Annotated in this window: 18 protein-coding genes; 6 read left to right on the top strand and 12 right to left on the bottom strand. The window is 70.5% G+C overall.

Annotation, left to right across the window (positions count from 1 at the left end):
• The 4 genes from PSH25_RS02490 to PSH25_RS02475 form a co-directional block, all read right to left on the bottom strand.
• Positions 1 to 1,758, bottom strand: a 1,758-nt coding sequence (locus PSH25_RS02490; protein ID WP_238657401.1) for an ABC transporter ATP-binding protein, incomplete at its 3' end; no start/stop codon positions are given.
• Between the two features lie 176 nt (positions 1,759 to 1,934).
• Positions 1,935 to 3,668: an ABC transporter ATP-binding protein gene (locus PSH25_RS02485; RefSeq protein ID WP_238657398.1), complete on the bottom strand. Its 1,734-nt coding sequence runs from the start codon at positions 3,666 to 3,668 to the stop codon at positions 1,935 to 1,937.
• A complete protein-coding gene (locus PSH25_RS02480) occupies positions 3,662 to 4,144 on the bottom strand; it encodes a MarR family winged helix-turn-helix transcriptional regulator (protein WP_238657397.1) in 483 nt (160 codons plus the stop codon). Before PSH25_RS02480 ends, PSH25_RS02485 begins: the two co-directional genes overlap by 7 nt.
• A 25-nt stretch (positions 4,145 to 4,169) precedes the next feature.
• Positions 4,170 to 4,616, bottom strand: coding sequence for a DoxX family protein (locus tag PSH25_RS02475; RefSeq protein WP_238657396.1), 447 nt, complete (start codon positions 4,614 to 4,616; stop codon positions 4,170 to 4,172).
• 82 nt (positions 4,617 to 4,698) lie between these two features.
• On the opposite strand from PSH25_RS02475, the gene PSH25_RS02470 reads away from it, so the two are divergent.
• Positions 4,699 to 5,259: a TetR/AcrR family transcriptional regulator gene (locus PSH25_RS02470; RefSeq protein WP_238657395.1), complete on the top strand. Its 561-nt coding sequence runs from the start codon at positions 4,699 to 4,701 to the stop codon at positions 5,257 to 5,259.
• A 134-nt stretch (positions 5,260 to 5,393) separates the two neighbouring features.
• On the opposite strand, the gene PSH25_RS02465 is transcribed toward PSH25_RS02470, so the two are convergent.
• On the bottom strand, positions 5,394 to 6,833 hold the full coding sequence (locus PSH25_RS02465; RefSeq protein WP_238657394.1) for a GuaB1 family IMP dehydrogenase-related protein: 1,440 nt from the start codon (positions 6,831 to 6,833) through the stop codon (positions 5,394 to 5,396).
• A gap of 155 nt (positions 6,834 to 6,988) precedes the next feature.
• The gene (locus tag PSH25_RS02460; RefSeq protein ID WP_238657393.1) at positions 6,989 to 7,585 is read right to left on the bottom strand and encodes a LysE/ArgO family amino acid transporter; all 597 of its coding nucleotides are present in this window, start codon (positions 7,583 to 7,585) and stop codon (positions 6,989 to 6,991) included.
• Positions 7,586 to 7,655: 70 nt separating this feature from the next.
• Between PSH25_RS02460 and PSH25_RS02455 the strand changes: the two genes are divergently transcribed.
• Positions 7,656 to 8,549 carry a LysR family transcriptional regulator ArgP gene (locus PSH25_RS02455; RefSeq protein ID WP_238657392.1) on the top strand — a complete coding sequence of 298 codons (894 nt, stop codon included), beginning with the start codon at positions 7,656 to 7,658 and terminating at the stop codon, positions 8,547 to 8,549.
• A 16-nt stretch (positions 8,550 to 8,565) separates the two neighbouring features.
• Here the strand turns inward: PSH25_RS02455 and PSH25_RS02450 are convergent, their stop codons facing one another.
• Positions 8,566 to 10,317 (bottom strand): acetyl/propionyl/methylcrotonyl-CoA carboxylase subunit alpha, encoded by a 1,752-nt coding sequence (locus PSH25_RS02450; protein WP_238657391.1) that lies wholly within the window; start codon positions 10,315 to 10,317, stop codon positions 8,566 to 8,568.
• Positions 10,318 to 10,467: 150 nt separating this feature from the next.
• On the opposite strand from PSH25_RS02450, the gene PSH25_RS02445 reads away from it, so the two are divergent.
• From PSH25_RS02445 to PSH25_RS02435, 3 genes are all read left to right on the top strand, one after another.
• Positions 10,468 to 11,079: a PadR family transcriptional regulator gene (locus PSH25_RS02445; protein WP_238657400.1), complete on the top strand. Its 612-nt coding sequence runs from the start codon at positions 10,468 to 10,470 to the stop codon at positions 11,077 to 11,079.
• A 122-nt stretch (positions 11,080 to 11,201) separates the two neighbouring features.
• Positions 11,202 to 12,161, top strand: a complete 960-nt coding sequence (locus PSH25_RS02440) for an ATP-binding cassette domain-containing protein (protein ID WP_238657390.1) — start codon at positions 11,202 to 11,204, stop codon at positions 12,159 to 12,161.
• 18 nt (positions 12,162 to 12,179) lie between these two features.
• On the top strand, positions 12,180 to 12,935 hold the full coding sequence (locus tag PSH25_RS02435; RefSeq protein WP_238657389.1) for an ABC transporter permease: 756 nt from the start codon (positions 12,180 to 12,182) through the stop codon (positions 12,933 to 12,935).
• A 102-nt stretch (positions 12,936 to 13,037) separates the two neighbouring features.
• On the opposite strand, the gene PSH25_RS02430 is transcribed toward PSH25_RS02435, so the two are convergent.
• From PSH25_RS02430 to PSH25_RS02405, 5 genes are all read right to left on the bottom strand, one after another.
• Entirely contained in the window at positions 13,038 to 13,691 is a 654-nt protein-coding gene (locus PSH25_RS02430) for an O-methyltransferase (RefSeq protein ID WP_238657388.1), read from the bottom strand.
• Positions 13,688 to 14,356 carry a Maf family protein gene (locus tag PSH25_RS02425; protein WP_238657387.1) on the bottom strand — a complete coding sequence of 223 codons (669 nt, stop codon included), beginning with the start codon at positions 14,354 to 14,356 and terminating at the stop codon, positions 13,688 to 13,690. The genes PSH25_RS02430 and PSH25_RS02425 overlap by 4 nt, the downstream gene beginning before the upstream one ends.
• Positions 14,357 to 14,762: 406 nt before the next feature.
• Complete coding sequence (locus tag PSH25_RS02420; protein WP_238657386.1) at positions 14,763 to 15,929, bottom strand: S8 family serine peptidase; 1,167 nt, start codon at positions 15,927 to 15,929, stop codon at positions 14,763 to 14,765.
• Between the two features lie 1,372 nt (positions 15,930 to 17,301).
• On the bottom strand, positions 17,302 to 17,760 hold the full coding sequence (locus PSH25_RS02410) for a hypothetical protein (protein ID WP_112581897.1): 459 nt from the start codon (positions 17,758 to 17,760) through the stop codon (positions 17,302 to 17,304).
• Positions 17,761 to 17,849: 89 nt separating this feature from the next.
• A complete protein-coding gene (locus tag PSH25_RS02405; RefSeq protein ID WP_238657385.1) occupies positions 17,850 to 18,044 on the bottom strand; it encodes an acyl-CoA carboxylase subunit epsilon in 195 nt (64 codons plus the stop codon).
• Positions 18,045 to 18,134: 90 nt separating this feature from the next.
• Here PSH25_RS02405 and PSH25_RS02400 point away from each other — a divergent pair.
• The coding region (locus tag PSH25_RS02400; protein ID WP_238657384.1) for a serine/threonine-protein kinase at positions 18,135 to 19,082 on the top strand (948 nt) is incomplete at its 3' end.

The following is a 19,082-nucleotide window of genomic DNA, read 5'->3' as shown; positions in this document are numbered from 1 at the left end:
GGTGGAGAGCCGGTGCGCGATGACGAAGCTGGTCCGGTCCGAGCGCAGCGCGGCCATCGCCCGTTGCAGCAGCACCTCGGTGCGGGTGTCCACCGAGCTGGTGGCCTCGTCCAGGATCAGCAGCGACGGCTCGGCGAGGAACGCGCGCGCGATGGTGATGAGCTGCTTCTCGCCGGCGCTGACGTTGCTGCCATCCTCGTCGATGACCGTGTCGTAGCCGTCGGGCAGGCTGCGCACGAACCGGTCCACGAAGGTGGCCTGGGCCGCGGCGAGGATCTCCTCCTCGGTCGCGTCCGGCCGCCCGTAGGCGATGTTGTCCCGGATGGTGCCGCCGAACAGCCAGGTGTCCTGGAGCACCATGCCGATCCGGCCGCGCAGGTCGTCGCGGCGCATCGTGGTGATGTCCACCCCGTCGAGCGTGATCCGGCCGGCGTCCAGTTCGTAGAACCGCATCACCAGGTTGACCAGTGTGGTCTTGCCGGCCCCGGTCGGGCCGACGATGGCCACGGTGTGCCCCGGCTCGGCGACCAGCGACAGGTCGTCGATCAGCGGCTTGTCCGGCTCGTAGCGGAACGAGACGTGCTCGAACTCGACCCGACCGTGCGGGTCGGTGACCTTGGCCGGCGCGACCGGGTCGGGGGTCTGCTCGTCCGCGTCGAGCACGGCGAAGACCCGCTCGGCCGACGCCACCCCGGACTGGAGCAGGTTGGCCATCGAGGCGAGTTGGGTGAGCGGCTGCGTGAACTGGCGGGAGTACTGGATGAACGCCTGCACGTCGCCGAGGCTCATCGTGCCGGAGGCGACCCGCAGCCCGCCGACCACGGCGATCGCCACGTAGCTGAGGTTTCCGATGAACATCATCGACGGCATGATGATCCCGGAGATGAACTGCGCCCCGAAGCTGGCCCGGAACAACTCCTCGTTCTTCGCGTGGAAGGCGGCCTCGACCTCACGCTGCCGGCCGAAGACCTTCACCAGCTCGTGACCGGTGTACGCCTCCTCGATCTGGCCGTTCAACTCCCCGGTGTGCGTCCACTGGGCGATGAACTGCTTCTGCGAACGCTTGGCGATGCGCTGGGTGACAAGCACCGACAGCGGCACCGCGACCAGCGCCACCAGGGCCAGCACCGGCGAGATCCAGAACATCACGGCCAGCACGCCGACGACTGTCAGCAGTGAGGTGAGCAGCTGGCTGAGGGTCTGCTGGAGGCTGGTGGAGATGTTGTCGATGTCGTTGGTGACCCGGCTGAGCAACTCACCGCGCGGCTGCCGGTCGAAGTAGGGCAGCGGCAGCCGGTTGAGCTTCTCCTCCACCTCGGCGCGCAGCCGCAGCACGGTGCGCTGGACCACGCCGTTGAGCAGCCAGCCCTGCCACCAGGACAGCAGGCTCGCCGCCAGGTAGAGCCCGAGCGCCAGCAGCAGCACCCGACTCAGAGCGCTGAAGTCGATGCCCACCCCGGGGACCACGTCCATCCGGGCCAGCATGTCGGCGAAGCTGTCGTTACCGCTGGCCCGGGCCGCCGCGACGGCCTGCTCGGCGGTGGTGCCGGCGGGCAGTTGCCGGCCGATCACCCCGCTGAAGATCAGGTCCGTGGCGTGGCCGAGGATCTTCGGCCCGGCCACGCTGAACCCGACGCTCACCACCGCGAGGGTGATGATCGCGGCCAGGTGCAGTCGGTGCGAGCGCAGCCGGCCGAGCAACCGTCGGGCCGACGGTCCGAAGTTCATCGACTTCTCGGCGGGCATCCCGGCGCCCATCCACGGCGGGCCGCCGCCCTGGCGTCCGGGTGGCAGCCGCTTCGGCGTCGCCGCGTCGCCGCCGGTCTCCGGCGCGGTTTCCCCGCCGGGTTGCTGCGCGGTCTCATCCGGCGTCCGTCCGTCGCCGGCCGGCTTCTGACTGGGTACGGCCGCGGTGCGCGGCTCGTCATGCTCGCTCATGCCGCCACCTCCGTGGTCTGCTGCGAGGCCACGATCTCCGCGTACGTCGGGCAGGTGTCCAACAGTTCCGCATGTCGTCCCACTCCGACGACCCCTCCGTTTTCCAGGACGATGATCTGATCGGCGTCGATGATCGTGGAGACCCGCTGGGCCACGATCACCACCGCCGACTGCGCCGTGACCGGCCGCAGTGCCGCTCGCAGCCGCGCGTCGGTGCCCAGGTCGAGCGCGGAGAACGAGTCGTCGAAGAGGTAGATCTCCGGCTGTCGGACCAGGGCCCGGGCGATGGCCAGGCGCTGCCGCTGCCCACCGGAGACGGTGGTGCCGCCCTGCGCGATCGGGGCGTCCAGCCCGCCGGGCATCTGGGCCACGAAGTCCCGGGCCTGGGCGATCTCCAACGCCGTCCACAGCTCCTCGTCGGTGGCGTCCGGGTTGCCGTAGCGCAGGTTGCTGGCGACCGTCCCGGTGAACAGGTACGGCCGCTGCGGTACCAGGCCGATGCGTCGCCACAGCTCGTCCGGCGCCAACTCCCGCACGTCCACCCCGTCGACAAGCACCGCGCCGGCGGTGACGTCGACCAGGCGGGGGATCAGGGACAGCAGCGTCGTCTTGCCCGCGCCGGTGCTGCCGATGATCGCCGTGGTGGTGCCCGGGGTCGCCCGGAAGGAGATGTCGCGCAGCACCGGCTCCACCGCTCCCGGGTACTGGAAGCGCACCCCGCGCAGCTCCAGCTCGGCTCGGGTGGGCAGCTCGGCGACCGGCGCGGCGGCCGGGACCACCGAGGAGTCGGTGTCCAGCACCTCGACGATCCGCTCGGCGCAGACCGCCGCGCGCGGCACCATCATCAGCATGAAGGTGGCCATCATGACCGCCATCAGGATCTGCATCAGGTACTGCAGGAACGCGGTGAGCGCGCCGACCTGGATCGCGCCGGCGTCCACCCGCTGCGCGCCGAACCAGAGCACCGCCACGCTGGAGACGTTCAGCACCAGCATGACCACCGGGAAGATCAACGCCAGCAACCGACCGGTACGCAGGGCGGTGGCGGTCAGGTCGGCGTTGGCGACGCCGAAGCGGTCCGTCTCGTACGGCTCCCGGACGAATGCGCGGACCACCCGGATGCCGGTGATCTGCTCCCGCAGCACCCGGTTGACCGTGTCGATGCGGGTCTGCATCAGCCGGAAGCCCGGCACCATCCGACGGATGATCGCGCCGAGGGCGATGGCCAGCACCGGCACGCTGACCAGCATCAGCCAGGAGAGCCCGACGTCCTCGCGCAGCGCCATGAACACGCCGCCGACGCTCATGATCGGTGCGGCGACCAGCATCGTGCAGCTCATCAACACGAGCATCTGCACCTGCTGCACGTCGTTGGTGTTGCGGGTGATCAGCGACGGCGCCCCGAACCGGGCCACCTCGCGGGCGGAGAAGCGGTTGACGTGCCCGAACAGCCCGGCGCGTACGTCGCGACCGAAGCCCATCGCGACCCGGGCGCCCAGGTAGACGGCGGCGATCGAACAGACGATCTGGATCAGGCTGACCAGCAGCATCCAGCCGCCGGTGCGCACGATGTAGTCGGTGTCGCCCCGGGCCACGCCCTGGTCGATGATGTCCGCGTTGAGGCTGGGCAGGTAGAGCGAGGCCATGGTGCCCACGAACTGGAGCAGCACGACCGCCAGCAACGGTCTCTGATAGGTGCGCAGTTGGCCGCGCAGGAGTCGAATCAGCACGCCGGGTCCTTCGTTTCGGTAGGGCGTCCGGTCATCCGCGGGTCGTCTCCGCTGCCGATGACCTCAAGCAGGAACTCCCGGATCACCTCGGCCTTCGCCGGGTCGGCGTCGACCGAGGTGAGGGGCCGTCCGGAGTGCATGAGCGCGCCGAGCGCGGCCACCCGTTCCCGCCCGGCGGGGGTGATGGCGAGTCGGATGCTGCGTCGGTCGTTGTCGTCGCGCTGCCGCTCGACCAGACCGTCGCGCTCAAGCGTGTCGACGATGCCGGTGAGGGTCGCCGGGCGGACGAACCCCTTCTCGGCGACCGCCCGGTGGGGCAGCTCGCCGTGTCGGGCGAGCGTCATCAGGGTGATCATGCCGGCCTGGGTGAGGCCGTGCTCCTCGGCGAGGTAGCGGTTCCACCGCTGCCCGACCAGGTGCCCGGCCACCACCAGGAGTCGGCCCAGCGGCACGTCCTGGAGGGTCACGAGTTCCACGACAGGTAGGTTAGCCCCCTGATAGTCAGGCACCAAACGAAATTGCCGTGGCGGCGGCCACAAACACGATCTGCAGGGCGGTGCGCTGCCCGAGCGGGGTGACCGGGCGGCCGGCGAGGGTCAGTTCGCGACGGGCGGCCGAGACATTGGCCGGGAACATGGCGAGCATGAGCAGGCCGAGCCCGGCCGCCGCCACCCGGGCGGTCGCCGGTACCAGAAGGCCGACCGCGCCGACCAGCTCCAGCGCGCCGGTGACGGTGACCAGCAGGTCCGGCCGGGGCAGTCGGGGCGGGACCATCGCGATCAGGTCGGCGCGGCGCTGACCGGCGAAGTGCGCGACGGCGGTCAGCGTGAACATCACGGCCAGCCCGACGCGCAGCGCGGGAATCCAGCCGTCCAGTGCGGAGACGCCGGCCAGGCCGGTGAGTCGGGCCAGCGCCGTGCCGACGATCAGGGCGATCAGGGGTGCCATCGGAATCCTCCTCGTGAAACTTGTCAGTGGCAAGATTGCCCGCCAGCGGCGCATCTTGTCAATGGCAAGATAGGATTCGGGGATGACCGACTCGCGCGCCTACCACCACGGCGACCTGCGCCGCGCCCTGCTCGCCGCGGCGCTGGAGGCCATCGAGGAGGTCGGGCCCGCCGCGCTGAGCCTGCGCGACCTGGCCCGTCGGGCCGGTGTCTCGCACGCCGCGCCCGCACACCACTTCGGCGACAAGGCGGGCCTGCTCACCGCGCTCGCCGCGCAGGGCTTCGACCTGCTGGCCCGGACGTTGACCGAGGCGGACGACGACCTGCTGGAGGCCGGTGTCGCGTACGTCGACTTCGCCGTCACGCGCCGCGCGTACTTCGAGGTGATGTTCCGGCCGGAGCTCCACCGGGCCGACGACGCCGAGCTGGTCGCCGCCCGGGGCCGGGCGGGTGCCGCCCTCCGCTCCGGGGTGGCGGCGCTACCCACCGGCGGCGCGCCCGCCGACACCGACCGGGACGCGCTCGCGGCCTGGTCGATCGCGCACGGCTTCGCCACCCTCTGGCTGGCCGGCGCCCTGCCCGACCGCGTGGGCGACAACCCCCGAGAGGCAGCCCGCGCCGTCCTGAGCCGACTGGCGACCTAACCCCGCCCCGCCTTATCCCGCCCCCGTCCCCCGGCGTCGATCATGGAGTGGTGGTGGGCGGTTCGCCCATCGCTGCCCCTTTTGGGAGGCACCACAACTCCATGATCGACGCGCCGGGGCGCGCGGGGCTGGGATCACCAGCTGGTGGGGAGGGGCATTCCTTCGGTGAAGCCGGCGGCGCTCTGCACGCCGACGATGGCCCGCTCGTGGAACTGGGTCAGGTTCCGTGCGCCGGCGTAGGTGAAGGCGCTGCGGACCCCCGCGATGATCTCGTCGATCAGGTCCTCGACGCCGGGGCGGGCCGGGTCCAGGTGCATCCGGGCCGAGGAGATGCCCTCCTCGAACACTGCCTTGCGGGCCCGGTCGTACGGGCTGTCGTCGGCGGTTCGGGCGCTGACCGCCCGAGCCGAGGCCATCCCGAAGCTCTCCTTGTACCGCCGGCCGTCCGCGTCGGTGTACAGGTCACCCGGGGACTCGTAGGTGCCGGCGAACCAGGAGCCGATCATCACGTTCGACGCGCCGGCGGCGAGCGCGAGCGCCACGTCCCGGGGGTGCCGCACCCCGCCGTCGGCCCACACGTGCCGGCCCAGTTGGCGGGCGGCGTCCGCGCAGTCGAGCACGGCGGAGAACTGCGGTCGACCCACGCCGGTCATCATCCGGGTGGTGCACATCGCGCCGGGGCCGACGCCGACCTTGATGATGTCCGCCCCCGCCTCCACCAGGTCGCGTACGCCCTCGGCGGTGACCACGTTGCCGGCCGCCACCGGCACCCCCGGGTCCAGCTTGCGGACCGCCTGGAGTGCGGAGATCATCCGTGCCTGGTGGCCGTGCGCGGTGTCCACGACCAACGTGTCCACCCCTGCCTCCAGCAGCGCCGCCGCCTTGCCGGTCACGTCACCGTTGATCCCGACGGCCGCCGCGATCCGAAGCCGACCCCGGTCGTCCACGGCCGGGGTGTAGAGGGTGGCGCGCAACGCGCCCTGCCGGGTCAGCACCCCGACCAGCCGGCCCTCGGCGTCCACCACCGGGGCGAGTCGGCGACGGCCCGCCGAGAGCAGGTCGAACCCGGTACGCGGGTCCGCGTCCGCCGGGACGGTGTGCAGCTCGGTGGACATCACGTGCCGCAGCTGGGCGAACCGGTCCACGCCCGTGGTGTCCGCCTCGGTGACCACACCCATCGGCCGGCCGGCGTCGTCGACCACGATCACCGCACCGTGCGAGCGCTTGGGCAGCAGGTGGATGGCGTCGCCCACGGTCTCGGTCGGGCCCAGCGTGATCGGCGTGTCGTAGACCAGGTGGCGCTGCTTGACCCAGGCGACGACGTTCGCCACCACCTCGATCGGTATGTCCTGCGGGATCACCGCGATGGCACCTCGGCGGGCGACCGTCTCCGCCATCCGCCGTCCGGCGACCGCGGTCATGTTCGACACCACCAACGGGATGGTGGTGCCGGTGCCGTCGCCGGTGGAGAGGTCGACGTCGAGCCGGGAACCCAGATCGGAGCGGGCCGGCGCCATGAAGACGTCGGTATAGGTCAGGTCGTGCGCGGGAGCCGCGCCGTGAAGGAACCGCACCCGGCAATCATTCCCGCTCGCGGTCAGTTCCACCGCTGGTGGTCGTGGAAAACACTCGCACCGCCGTTGCTCCCGGTCCCGATGGCGTCGTCGATGCCCGCGAACCGGGCAGCCGACCAGGAGTGGCACGGCGAGCCCGACCGGGTACGAACCGGTCAGCCCAGCAGGAGCGCCACGGCGAGCCCGGCCATCACGACGGCGATGACCGCGTCCAGCACCCGCCAGGCGACGGCGCGGGCGAGCAGCGGCGCGAGGCGCTGGGCGCCGACGCCGAGTGCGGTGAACCAGACCACGCTGGCCAGGACGGCACCGGCGCCGAAGACCCACCGGTGTGGGTGTTGTTGGGCCACGCCGCCGAGGAGCAGCACGGTGTCCAGGTAGACGTGGGGGTTCAGGTAGGTGAAGGCGGCGCAGGCCAGCAGGGTCGCCCCCAACGTGGCCGGTGGCCGATCGGTGGGCAGCAGGGCACCGGGACGCACGGCGCGGCGGGCGGCGAGCACCGCGTAGCAGAGCAGGAAGGCCGCGCCGCCCCAGCGGATCGCCGTCAGGAGGCCCGGTCGGCCGGTCACCAGCGACCCGACCCCGGCCACCCCCGCCATGATCAGCAGCGCGTCCGACGCGGCACAGGTCAGCACCACGGGTACGACGTGCTCGCGTCGCAGGCCCTGGCGCAGGACGAAGGCGTTCTGGGCGCCGATGGCGACGATGAGCGCGATGGAGATCGAGAAGCCGGCGACGGCGGAGGTGAACACGGGCTCGACGCTAGGGCCGTCGACCGCCACCAGTCCAACTAAAGATTCTGACGCAACTTAAGCTCAACTAATGAATGGTCTCGACTCGGCGCAGCTACGGACGCTCGCGGCGGTGGTGGCGGAGGGCAGCTTCGACGCGGCGGCCCGGCTGCTGCACGTCACGCCGTCCGCGGTGAGCCAACGGATCAAGGCGCTGGAGGAGACCGTCGGTCAGGTGCTGGTCCGCCGGGCCCGCCCGTGCGTGGCAACCGACGCCGGCCGCCCGCTGCTGCGCCTGGCCGGCCAGCTCGCGCTGCTCGAACGGGAGGCGCTGGCCGACGCCCGTGGCCCGCTTGGCGGCGGTGGCCGGATCCGGGTCGCCGTGGTGGTCAACGCGGACTCACTTGCCACCTGGTTCCCCGCCGCGTTGGCCCGGCTGCCCCAGCGGGCCGGGCTCTCGTTCGACCTGCGACAGGACGACCAGGACCATACCGCCGAACTGCTCCGCGACGGTTCGGTGACGGCGGCGGTCACCGCCCAGCGGGAGGCCGTGCAGGGCTGCCGGGTGCTGCGGCTTGGGTCCATGCGCTACCGCACACTGGCCACGCCGGAATTCGCGGCGGCCCACTTCGCCGGAGGGCTCACCGCCGCCGCGCTGGCGAGCGCCCCGCTTGTCGTCTTCGACCGGAAGGACCGGGTGCAACACCGGTTCATTCGGACGGTGGCCGGTCGACCGCTCGACCCGCCGGTGCACTACGTACCGTCGATCCCGGCGTTTAGCGAAATGATCAGGCTCGGGTTGGGCTGGAGTATGGTGCCGGAACAGATCGCCCAGGCAGACCTGGCCGCCGGTCACTGTGTCGACCTCGCGCCGGGCCGACACCTCGACGTCCCGCTCTACTGGCAGCACTGGCGGCTGGAGTCGGACGTGCTGAACGCCCTGACCGCCGCCGTCCGCGCTGTCGCCGCCGAGACCCTGCGCTGACTGCCCGCCGGGCGGCTCAGGCGATGGTGCAGATGGGGGCGCCAGCGGTGAGTACGGCACCGACCTCGGCTCTGAGCCCGCTGACCGTGCCCGCCTTGTGAGCGTGCAGCGGCTGCTCCATCTTCATCGCCTCCAACACCACGACGAGGTCACCCTCGGCCACGGTGTCGCCGTCCGCCACCGCGATCTTGACGATGGTGCCCTGCATCGGCGAGGTGAGCGCGTCGCCGCCGACCGGGGCGCCCGCCTTGGCACCGCCGCCGCGCCGGGCCGGCTTGCGGGAGGCGGGGGACGCGGTGGTCGTACTCCCGCCGAAGCCGGCGGGGAGGCTGACCTCGAGGCGCTTGCCACCCACCTCGACCACGACGGTGTCGCGGTCGGCCGGTGCCTCGGCGGCGCCGGCGGCGGCGGTGAACGGCGGCACGGTGTTGTGGAACTCGGTCTCGATCCACCGGGTGTGCACGGTGAACGGCTCGGCGGTGAACGCCTCGTCCCGCACGACGAGCCGGTGGAACGGCAGCGCGGTGGCCATCCCGTCGAGGACCATCTCGTCCAGCGCGCGGCGGGCGCGCTCCAGCGCCTCGGTCCGCGTCTCACCCGTGATGATCACCTTGGCGAGCAGTGAGTCGAAGTTGCCGCCGATCACGTCGCCGGCCGAGATGCCGGTGTCGACCCGCACACCCGGCCCGCTGGGCAGGCGCAGCGCGGTGACCGTGCCCGGGGCGGGCAGGAAGTTGCGGCCCGGGTCCTCGCCGTTGATCCGGAACTCGATCGCGTGCCCGCGCGGCGTCGGGTCCTCGGTGATCCGAAGCTTCTCGCCGTCGGCGATCCGGAACTGCTCGCGGACCAGGTCGATGCCGGCGGTCTCCTCGGTGACCGGGTGTTCGACCTGGAGTCGGGTGTTGACCTCCAGGAAGGAGATGGTGCCGTCCACGCCGACCAGGTATTCCACGGTGCCGGCGCCGTGGTAGCCGGCCTCGCGGCAGATCGCCTTGGCGCTCTCGTGGATCTGCGCGCGCTGGGCGTCGGTGAGGAACGGCGCGGGCGCCTCCTCGACGAGCTTCTGGTGACGTCGCTGCAACGAGCAGTCCCGGGTGCCCACCACGATCACGTTGCCGTGCTGGTCGGCGAGGACCTGCGCCTCGACGTGCCGGGGCTGGTCGAGGTACCGCTCGACGAAGCACTCGCCCCGACCGAACGCCGCGACCGCCTCCCGGGTGGCCGACTCGAACAGCTGGGGGATCTCCTCCATCGTGCGGGCGACCTTGAGGCCGCGCCCACCGCCACCGAAGGCGGCCTTGATGGCGACCGGCAGGCCGTGGTCGACGGCGAACGCCATCACCTCGTCGGGGCTGGCCACCGGGTCCGGGGTGCCGGGGACCAGCGGCGCGCCGGCCCGCTGGGCGATGTGCCGGGCGGTGACCTTGTCGCCCAGGTCGCGGATCGCCTGCGGGGTGGGGCCGATCCAGGTCAGCCCGGCGTCGATGACGGCCTGGGCGAAGTCGGCGTTCTCACTGAGGAAGCCATAACCCGGGTGTACGGCGTCGGCGCCGGCCCGGGCGGCGACGTCGAGCAGCTTGTCGATGCGCAGGTAGGTCTCGGTCGCGCTGTCCCCGCCGAGCGCGTACGCCTCGTCCGCGAGGGTGGCGTGCAGGGCGTCGCGGTCGGAGTCCGCGTACACGGCGACGCTGCCCAGGCCGGCGTCGCGGCACGCGCGGATCACCCGGACGGCGATCTCGCCGCGGTTGGCGATGAGTACCTTGCGCACCTTCGTGGCTCCTCCCGGGCAGGTTACTGACGGGGAGTGTATCGGCCGCCCACCGCGGCCCTAACGATCGCTCAGTGTGGGATGCCGCACTGCACCCACCACGGTTTAGTCAAACTTGGCTATTACGCTTATCGGGTGTCTTCGACTCGGATGATGATTCTCGGTCTGGTGCGGTGGATGCAGCCCGTGCACGGCTACGACGTGCGCCGCGAGCTGCTGAGCTGGAGCGCCGACAAGTGGGCGAACGTGCAGCCCGGATCGATCTATCACGCCCTGCGCAAGCTCACCGAGGAAGGGCTGCTCCGCGCCGTCGCGACCGAGCAGGTGGGTGCCCGTCCGGCGCGCACCACGTACGAGGTGACGGTCAAGGGGGAGGACGAGTTCGAGACGCTGCTGCGCAACTCCTGGTGGACCATCAGCGAGCCCGCCGACCCGTTCGTGGCGGCCTTCTCCTTCCTGCCGGCCATGCCGCGCGCCGAGGCTGCCGCCGCCCTGCGTAACCGGGCCAACCTGCTGCGCGCCGGCGTCGAGTCGATGCGCGCCTCGCTGGAGTCGGACTGGGTGCGCAACCGCAAGCCGGCGCACGTGGGCTGGATGTTCGAGCTGTGGTCGGCGCGGGCGGAGGCGGAGATGAGCTGGTGCGAGCGGATCGCCGAGCGGATCGATTCCGGAGTGTCGTACCTGCCCGCTGAGCTGGACGAAGCGCAGGGTTGGTCAGGGTGGAGGGACGGCGCGCAGCCGCCCGGCACCGACGCGGAATAATCAACGTTGACTAGAAACGCTATATCGCGTTAGCCTGCTGACGGCACAGCGGGGGAGTGCGCCGTCCGGCGTCGTCCCACTCGACGGCCGGCCCCGACCGGCCCGAACGACCAGGAGCAGAAATGATCGAGACCAGGGGGCTGCGGAAGTCGTTCCGCTCCCGCGCGGGTCGAGAGACGAAGACGGTGGACGCCGTGCGGGGCGTCGACCTTGACGTTGCCAAGGGCGAGATCTTCGGCTTCCTCGGCCCGAACGGCGCCGGCAAGACCACCACGCTGCGGATGCTCGCCACGCTTATCGAGCCGGACGGCGGCGAGGCCACCATCGCGGGCGCCGACCTGCGCAAGGACCCGGCCGAGGTGCGCCGCCGCATCGGGTACGTCCCGCAGGGCGGCAGCACCTGGGACGAGTCCACCGCCCGCGAGGAGCTGGTGCTGCACGCCCGGATGTACGGCATCAGCAAGGCCGACGCACAGCGGCGCGCCGCCCGCGCCCTGGACGCCTTCCAGCTCACCGAGTACGCCGACCGTAAGTGCAAGACCTACTCCGGCGGCCAGCGTCGCCGGGTGGAGATCGCCCTCGGCATCATCCACGAGCCGAAGATCGTCTTCCTGGACGAGCCGACCACCGGCCTCGACCCGCAGAGCCGCGCCCACATGTGGGACGAGATCCGGCGGCTCCGCGCCGACGGGATGACCGTCTTCATCACCACGCACTACCTGGACGAGGCCGACGCGCTCTGCGACCGGATCGCGATCATGGACAACGGCGAGGTGGTGGCAGAGGGCACGCCGACCGCGCTCAAGCGGGAGATCTCCGGCGACGTGGTGCTGGTCGGTCTCGACCTGGCCGCCACCCCGCAGGCCGCCCAGACGCTCGACGGCGAGCCGTACGTCAACAAGCTGGAGACGGTCGACGAGGGCGGCCTTCGCCTCTACGTCGACGAGGGCGCCACCGCCATCCCGCAGGTGCTGCGCCGACTCGACCACGCCGGGCTGGAGCTGCGCTCGATCGAGCTGCACCGACCCAGCCTGGACGACGTCTTCCTCACCAAGACCGGCCGCTCGCTGCGCGAGTCCTGACCACCGGAGACGACTCTCATGAAATTCGCCCGTGACACGTGGCTGATCTTCCAGCGCCAGACCCAACTCCTGCTGCGTAACCCGGTCTGGGTCTTCGTCGGCGTGTTCCAGCCGGTCATGTACCTGCTGCTCTTCGCCCCGCTGCTCAAGCCCGCACTGAACGCGCCCACCCAGGCCGCCGCCTACAAGATCTTCGTACCGGGCCTGCTGGTGCTGTTGGCCATCTTCGGTGGCCTGTTCCAGGGCTTCGGCCTGATCGCCGAGCTGCGAGCCGGCGTCATCGAACGCTCCCGGGTCACCCCGATCAGCCGGCTCGCCCTGCTGCTCGGCCGCTCGCTGCGCGACGTGGTCTCGCTCATGGTGCAGGCGGTCATCATCACGCTGCTGGCGCTCCTGTTCGACCTGCGGGTGTTCATCGGGGACCTGCTGCTGGCGTACCTGATGCTCGCCCTGATCGCCCTCATGACCTCGGCCGTCTCCTACGGCGTCGCCCTCAAGGTCAAGAGCGAGGACGCGCTGGCCCCGCTGATGAACACCGTGGCGCAGCCGGTGCTGCTGCTCTCCGGCATCCTGCTGCCGCTGACCTTCGCACCCGGCTGGTTGCAGGGCATCGCCAACTGGAACCCGTTCTCCTGGGCGGTCGACGGCACCCGGGCACTGTTCGCCGGTGACCTGGGCAGCGACAAGGTCTGGCAGGGCCTCAGCATCACCGCGGTCCTGGCCGCGCTGGGTGTCTACTGGGCGGCCCGCCAGTTCGCCCGCAGCGTCCGCTGACGCTGGCTTTCGCTCTTGCTGGGATATCGGGGTGTCCCCTGGTGGGGACACCCCGATATACCTGTTCGGCGCTCGTTTGTTGCGCTCAGCGGTTGTCGGCGGTCAGCGGACCCGGGCGAGGGTCAGGCCGTCCGCGATCGGCAGCATCACCGGGTCCACCCGTACGTCGGCGAGGACCTCGTCGTTGAACGCGGCGATGGCCCGGTCACCGGCGTCCTGCGGGGCGATGACCCGCCCACCCCGCAACACGTTGTCGACGGCGATCACCCCACCCGGACGCATCCGGGGCACCAGCTCCGCCCAGTAGATCGGGTAGCCGGTCTTGTCCGCGTCGATGAATGCGAAGTCCAGGTGCCGCTCGTGCGGCAACTCCCGCAGCCCGTCCGCGGCCTGGCCGATGCGCAGGTCGATCAGGTCCTGCACGCCGGCCCGCGCCCAGTAGCGCCGGGCGATGCCGGTGAACTCCTCGGAGATGTCGAAGCAGGTCAACCGCCCACCCTCGGGCAACCCGCGGGCGATCGCCAGCGACGAGAGCCCGGTGAACGTGCCGACCTCGACGGCCTGCCGTACGTCGAGCAGCCGGGTGAGGAACGTCAGGAACGCGGCCTGCTCCGGCGCCACCTGCATGGTGGCGTGCTCCGGCAGCACCGACCGGGTCTCCTCGGCCAGATCACGGATGATCTCGTCCGGCGGGGAGCCGTGTGCGACCAGATAGGCGTGCAGCTCGTTGGTGAGCGGGATCGACTTGGTGGTCATGACCGGACGTTACCGAGCGGCTCGACCGTTTGGCCGCCCGGCGCGACAGTCGTCCACAGGTCGGTGATCCGCAGATCCAGCTCGGCGAGCAGCCGACGCAGCAGCGGCATCGACAGCCCGACCACCGTCCCCGGGTCGCCCTCGATCCGCTCCACGAACGGCCCACCCAGCCCGTCGATCGTGAACGCGCCCGCCACCGCCAGCGGCTCACCCGTGGCCACGTACGCGGCGATCTCGTCGTCACTGATGTCAGCGAAGTGGACCGTGGTCGACGCGACCGCCTCCGCACGCCGCCCCGCGGCAACGTCAACCAGGCAGTGCCCGCTGTGCAGAACGCCGCTGCGCCCCCGCATCCGCAGCCACCGCCGGGTCGCGTCGGCCGCATCCGCCGGCTTGCCGAGGATCTCCCCGTCGAAGGCGAGCACCGAGTCGCAGCCGATCACCAACGTCCGCTGCTCGGCGGCCGGGTTCAGCCGGGTCAACACCGCCTGTGCCTTCAGACGAGCCAACTCCAGACACAACTCCTCGGCCCGCTCGGTCACCACCAGGGACTCGTCCACCCCGCTGACCAGCACCTCCGGCTCAATGCCGGCAGCCTGGAGCAACTTACGACGGGCAGGGCTCGCCGAAGCGAGCACGAGGCGAAGCGGCAAGGTCTCAGACACGAGCCCGACGTTACCGCCCAGCCCGCCACCAACATCGACACCCCGCCCAGCCGTCGCTGCCCCGGCCCGCCGGTGGTCGGCCCGCCGGTCTGACCTGGCGGGCCGGGCGACCGTGATCCACTAGCCCGGCCCAGGTGGCCAGGCCCCTCTGCTCGCCCGGCCTAGGCGGCCCGGGCCCCTCTGCTCGCCCGGCCTAGGCGGCGGCCTCTTGATCCACTCGCCTTTCAGGAAACCGCGGTATCCCCTCGCCCCGGACACCGCGGTTTCCTGGAACGCGAGTGGATCACTCCGTAACTGCCCTCGTCCAGCGCGAGGATCGGCTGGGTGTCGGCGATATCGGGGTATCCCGCCGTCCCGGACACCCCGACATCAAGAAACCCGAGTCGATCAACGATTCGTTGGTCGATCAGCGACTGATTCTGGGCGGCGGATCATCACCACGCCGGCGTCGCCGCGCTATCACGGCCCACCCGACCCCGACTGCCACGATCACCCCAAGGGTGGCCAGGCCGCGCGCGGTCGCGCCATCGCTCTCATCACCCGGCTGAGCGCCAGCCGTCGTGGTCGGCCCAGCACCGGCCGGAGCGCTCACCGATTCAAAACCCAGCGGCGGTACGTCTGCCGTCAGCGCCGCCACAAGATCGATCACTCCGTATCCGTACTCGTCGTCACGTCCAGGAGGGCCTTTGTCGACGGCGGTAGCCGTGAGCCGGTGCGCCACCTCCCGGGCCGGGAGGTACGGGTACTTGGACCTGATCAACGCAGCCGCGCCCGCCACGATGGCCGTCGCGCTCGACGTGCCAGTTCCCTTCGAGTATTTCCCGCCGTAGCTGGTGCTGTAGATGTCAATCGCAGGAGCGACCACATCGATCTTGGGTCCGGTGACTGAGATGGCAGCGTGTTGTCCAGCGCGATCGACACCCCCGACCGCGATAACGCCCTCTTCGCTAGCCGGATATGCAGTCGGGCTGTGGGGTGAATTACCCACTGATGCCACAACTGTGATATTTGCTGCGAGGGCGGATTTGATTGCTCGGACGAGTCGCGGTGTCGATGCGCCTCCGCTTGAGATGCTAATAACTTGAGCGTTGTTGGCTATCGCGTATTCGACGGCTGCGGCGAGATCGTCGGCTTCGCCGAAATTGTCCGCATCGGCCGCCTTTATTGGGAGAATTTTGGCCTTAGGTGCAATGCCGAGCGCGCCCGAACCTGTGCCCTTGCCGTGTGCCGCAATCAACCCCGCCATGCTTGTCCCGTGGCTGTTCGAGTCCTGCTGACCATTTCCCGAGCCACCCGCTACGGTGTCTGTGCCCTCGAGTAAATTTTTCCTGAGGTCAGGATGGGGATCGACGCCAGTGTCCGGAACCGCGACAGTGATGCCCTCGCCCTGGCTAATCGTCTGTGCTCGGGAGGCGTTCAGGAAGCGAAGGTGCCACTGGTCCTCGCGAATGCGCTCGGCTTGGCCCGGCTTGGATGCGCCGTGTATCGAAAATGGCCGGTCCTCCGTGGCCGTCCCAAGGGCCGCGATTGGCAGGACAATCGTGACTAGAATGGCTCGGGTAATGAGTAACATTACCGCGCGAAGCCGATAGCCGGGCCTGGATCGATGGGTCCTTCGTCGTCGGGTGGCCGGACGACCGGAGTCACCCCCTTTTCGGTCTCCCACGGGTTGTCGGGGTCCCAGCGGGGGCTGTTATCAGTCTGTCTGCCGGCGCGCGCAGGGTTTGGCTGCATAAAACCGGGACTCGTCAGGCCGGGGCCACCACCGATCGGTGGGATGCTCTGTGCCGCTGAAAGGCTGCGACCTGCGCCAGGTCGAGAACCAGCTCCTCCACTAGGTGCTGTGCCCGCGCCCCCACCCCCAATTACGCCGCCGATCGGGTTGACGCGCCGGGGCGAGTTCGATCCTGACCCGGGCTGGCCCAAACCGATTGGCGGTGGACCTCCGATGATGCCTCCCGGTGGCATGGCTCTATTGGAAATTGGGGGCGTCGATCGATGGGTAGGGCTTTCGGCCCCAGCCTGCTGCCTGCCAATTTGCCCTGACGGTGCATGGGGGGCCAGCTCGCCGACGGGTCGTATTGAGATGCCGGGCGGCGGGCTTACGGGAGCGCCGGGGGACGTTAGCGGAGGGCTCGCCAGTCCGGCTGGACTTGGGCTTGCCGTGCTCGGCGTTAAGGCCGCACCCACTCCACCCAGTACGGGCCCTACGCTCGGGGGAGTCAGAGCAGGCGTAGGGCCTGTATTAGATGTTTTCGGAGTCTGCGATGGCGGGGTTGTCGGCGCTATCGGCACTGCGACGACTGGGGGAATGGTCGGACTCTGCGCGCTCGTGTCATAAACGTCAGGATCATTCGGCTGATGGCCGGGTCGACGAGGTGGCGGGGGTGGTTTTTGGAGGGTTGCTTGGGCTTGTTGGAGTTCGCCGCTCAAGCTGAACATCATCGATCGGGCCTGTACGTTGAGCCGTTCGAGTTCCCCGTCAGCAACCGGTGGCTCGGTGACCCGGTTGCCCATCACCGCTTTCGGGTCGGCGGCCATCGACTCGTACGCCTGCTTCTGCTGGAACTTGGTCGCGTACTCCTCGTAGATCTTGCGGAGTGCGGCGCGGGTGGTGCCGATGGCCTGGGTTGCGGCGGAGAGTGCGGTGTAGTTCGCGGCGGCGGCGTCGTGGGTGCGCTGCACCTTGTCGATGAGTTCGTCGAGTTCGGCGAGGTACGTGCGGGAGGCGGCGCTGGTTTCGGGGGGCCACGCCTCGGCGAGGCCGCGTCGGTACTGCTGGAGGCGGCCGAGGTGGGTTTGCGCCAGGTCGCAGACCTTGCGCCAGCCGGCGACCTGCTTCCAGTGGTTGGCGGTGTCGTGGTCCTGGAGGCAGGCCCACATGCTGTTGACGTCCATGAGGTGCCAGTCGGTGAGGCCGGAGGTGCGGCCGGTGCCCCGTTCGATCACGGCAGGACCACCGGCCCTTCGGCGTCGGGGCTGGTCGGGTCGGTCAGTGTCGGCGTGGGGCCGCCGGGGAGGACGCTGGCCGGGTTGGCGAGGGCTCGTTGCACGTCCACCACTCGGGCGGCGGTGAAGGCGTCGCTGTCGGCGTAGTGGGTGGCGACCTGGTCGGCGGCGGCGGCGAGGTGGCCGGTGGCGCCTCGGACGGCGTACACCATGTCGGCGGTGGCCTGCTGCGTCTCGTGGTGCGCGTGCAGGAAGGTGACCAGCTCGATGAAGGCGTCGCACGGGTTGGGCAGCTTCGCGGACATGTCTTCGGCGATGTACGACAGGTGGGGCGCGTAGTTGCTCTCGACCTCGGCGGCGAGCCGGTCGGCGAATTCTCTGAGTTGGCTGATGTCGGCTTCGATGCCGCCGTAACCGCGTAGCCAGGGTGCTGGCCGGTCCTCTTCGGGGATCATGGATCCTCCCTACCCGTAACGGCACCGTTTCCCTGAGTGAGGTTAACGGCTCAACGCGACCCTGACAGCCCCCCGTACGGCGGGTCGGGTCAGCGGGGCAGGCCGGCGGCACGCCACCCACGGGGGCTGCCGGGTCGACCGCTGCGCGCCCAGGCGGACGTGGTTGCCGGCGCGGGGGCGGCGGCCGGACGGGTCCGGACGAGGATCGCCCCCACCAGAGCGGCCAACTCCTCGGCGGTGGGCACGCCGCGGACGACCCGGAACAGCGGCTCTTCGGCAGACATGCCGCCAGGGTACGCGGCGCGAAGTTACGCGAAGCGCACAGTGGCGTGCCGGCGGTGTGAGCGTCAGCCGGTCCGGGTACCGTCTCACCGATGTCGAACGCGCTTCCCCAACTCGTCGCTGACCGATACCGGCTTCTTTCGCCGCTCGGCCAGGGCGGCATGGGCCGGGTGTGGAAGGCGCGCGACGAGGTGCTGCACCGGGACGTCGCTATCAAGGAGTTGGTGCCGCCGCCCGGTCTCACCGATGAGGAGCGCCGCGAGATGCGCGAGCGCTCGCTGCGGGAGGCGCGGGCCATCGCCCGACTCAACCACGCCAACGTGGTCCGCATCTTCGACGTGCTGCGCACCGACGGCGATCCGTGGATCGTCATGGAGTACGTGGCGTCGAGGTCGTTGCAGGACACTCTCGCCGAGGACGGCCCCGTGTCGGTGGCCCGCACGGTGGAGATCGGCCTGGGCGTGCTGGGCGCGCTCAGCGCCGCGCACAAGGCGGGCGTCATGCACCGCGACGTCAAGCCCGGCAATGTGTTGCTCGGCGACGATGGCCGGGTGGTGCTGACCGATTTCGGTCTCGCCACGATCCCCGGCGACCCCAATGTGACCCGCACCGGCATGGTGCTCGGCTCACCCGCGTACATCTCGCCGGAGCGGGCTCGGGACGGCACCGCCGGGCCGGAGGCCGACCTGTGGTCGCTGGGCGCGACGCTCTACGCGGCGGTCGAGGGTAAGTCGCCGTACGCCCGGCCGTCGGCGATCGGCACCCTGGCCGCGTTGGCCACCGAGCCGATTCCGCCGCCGAAGAACGCCGGTCCGCTCAAGGCCGTGCTCAACGGGCTGCTGCGCAAGGACCCGAACGAGCGGATCACCGCCGAGGTTGCCGAGCGCTTGCTGCGCCGCGCCGCCGGCAAGCGGTCGCGCGGCATCTCACTGCTCGATGGCGTACGCCGGCCTGGGCCGAACGGTCCGCGCGAGCCGCGCCTGCCGGTGGTGCCGGCCCCGCGACCGGCCGAGACTGTCGACCGGCCGGTGTCGCCGCCG

Origin of the sequence: Micromonospora foliorum (assembly GCF_022229015.1) — a bacterium.
Lineage (GTDB): Bacteria > Actinomycetota > Actinomycetes > Mycobacteriales > Micromonosporaceae > Micromonospora > Micromonospora foliorum.
The sequence above is the reverse complement of the archived record's forward strand: the minus strand, read 5'-3'. Positions and strand labels throughout refer to the sequence as shown.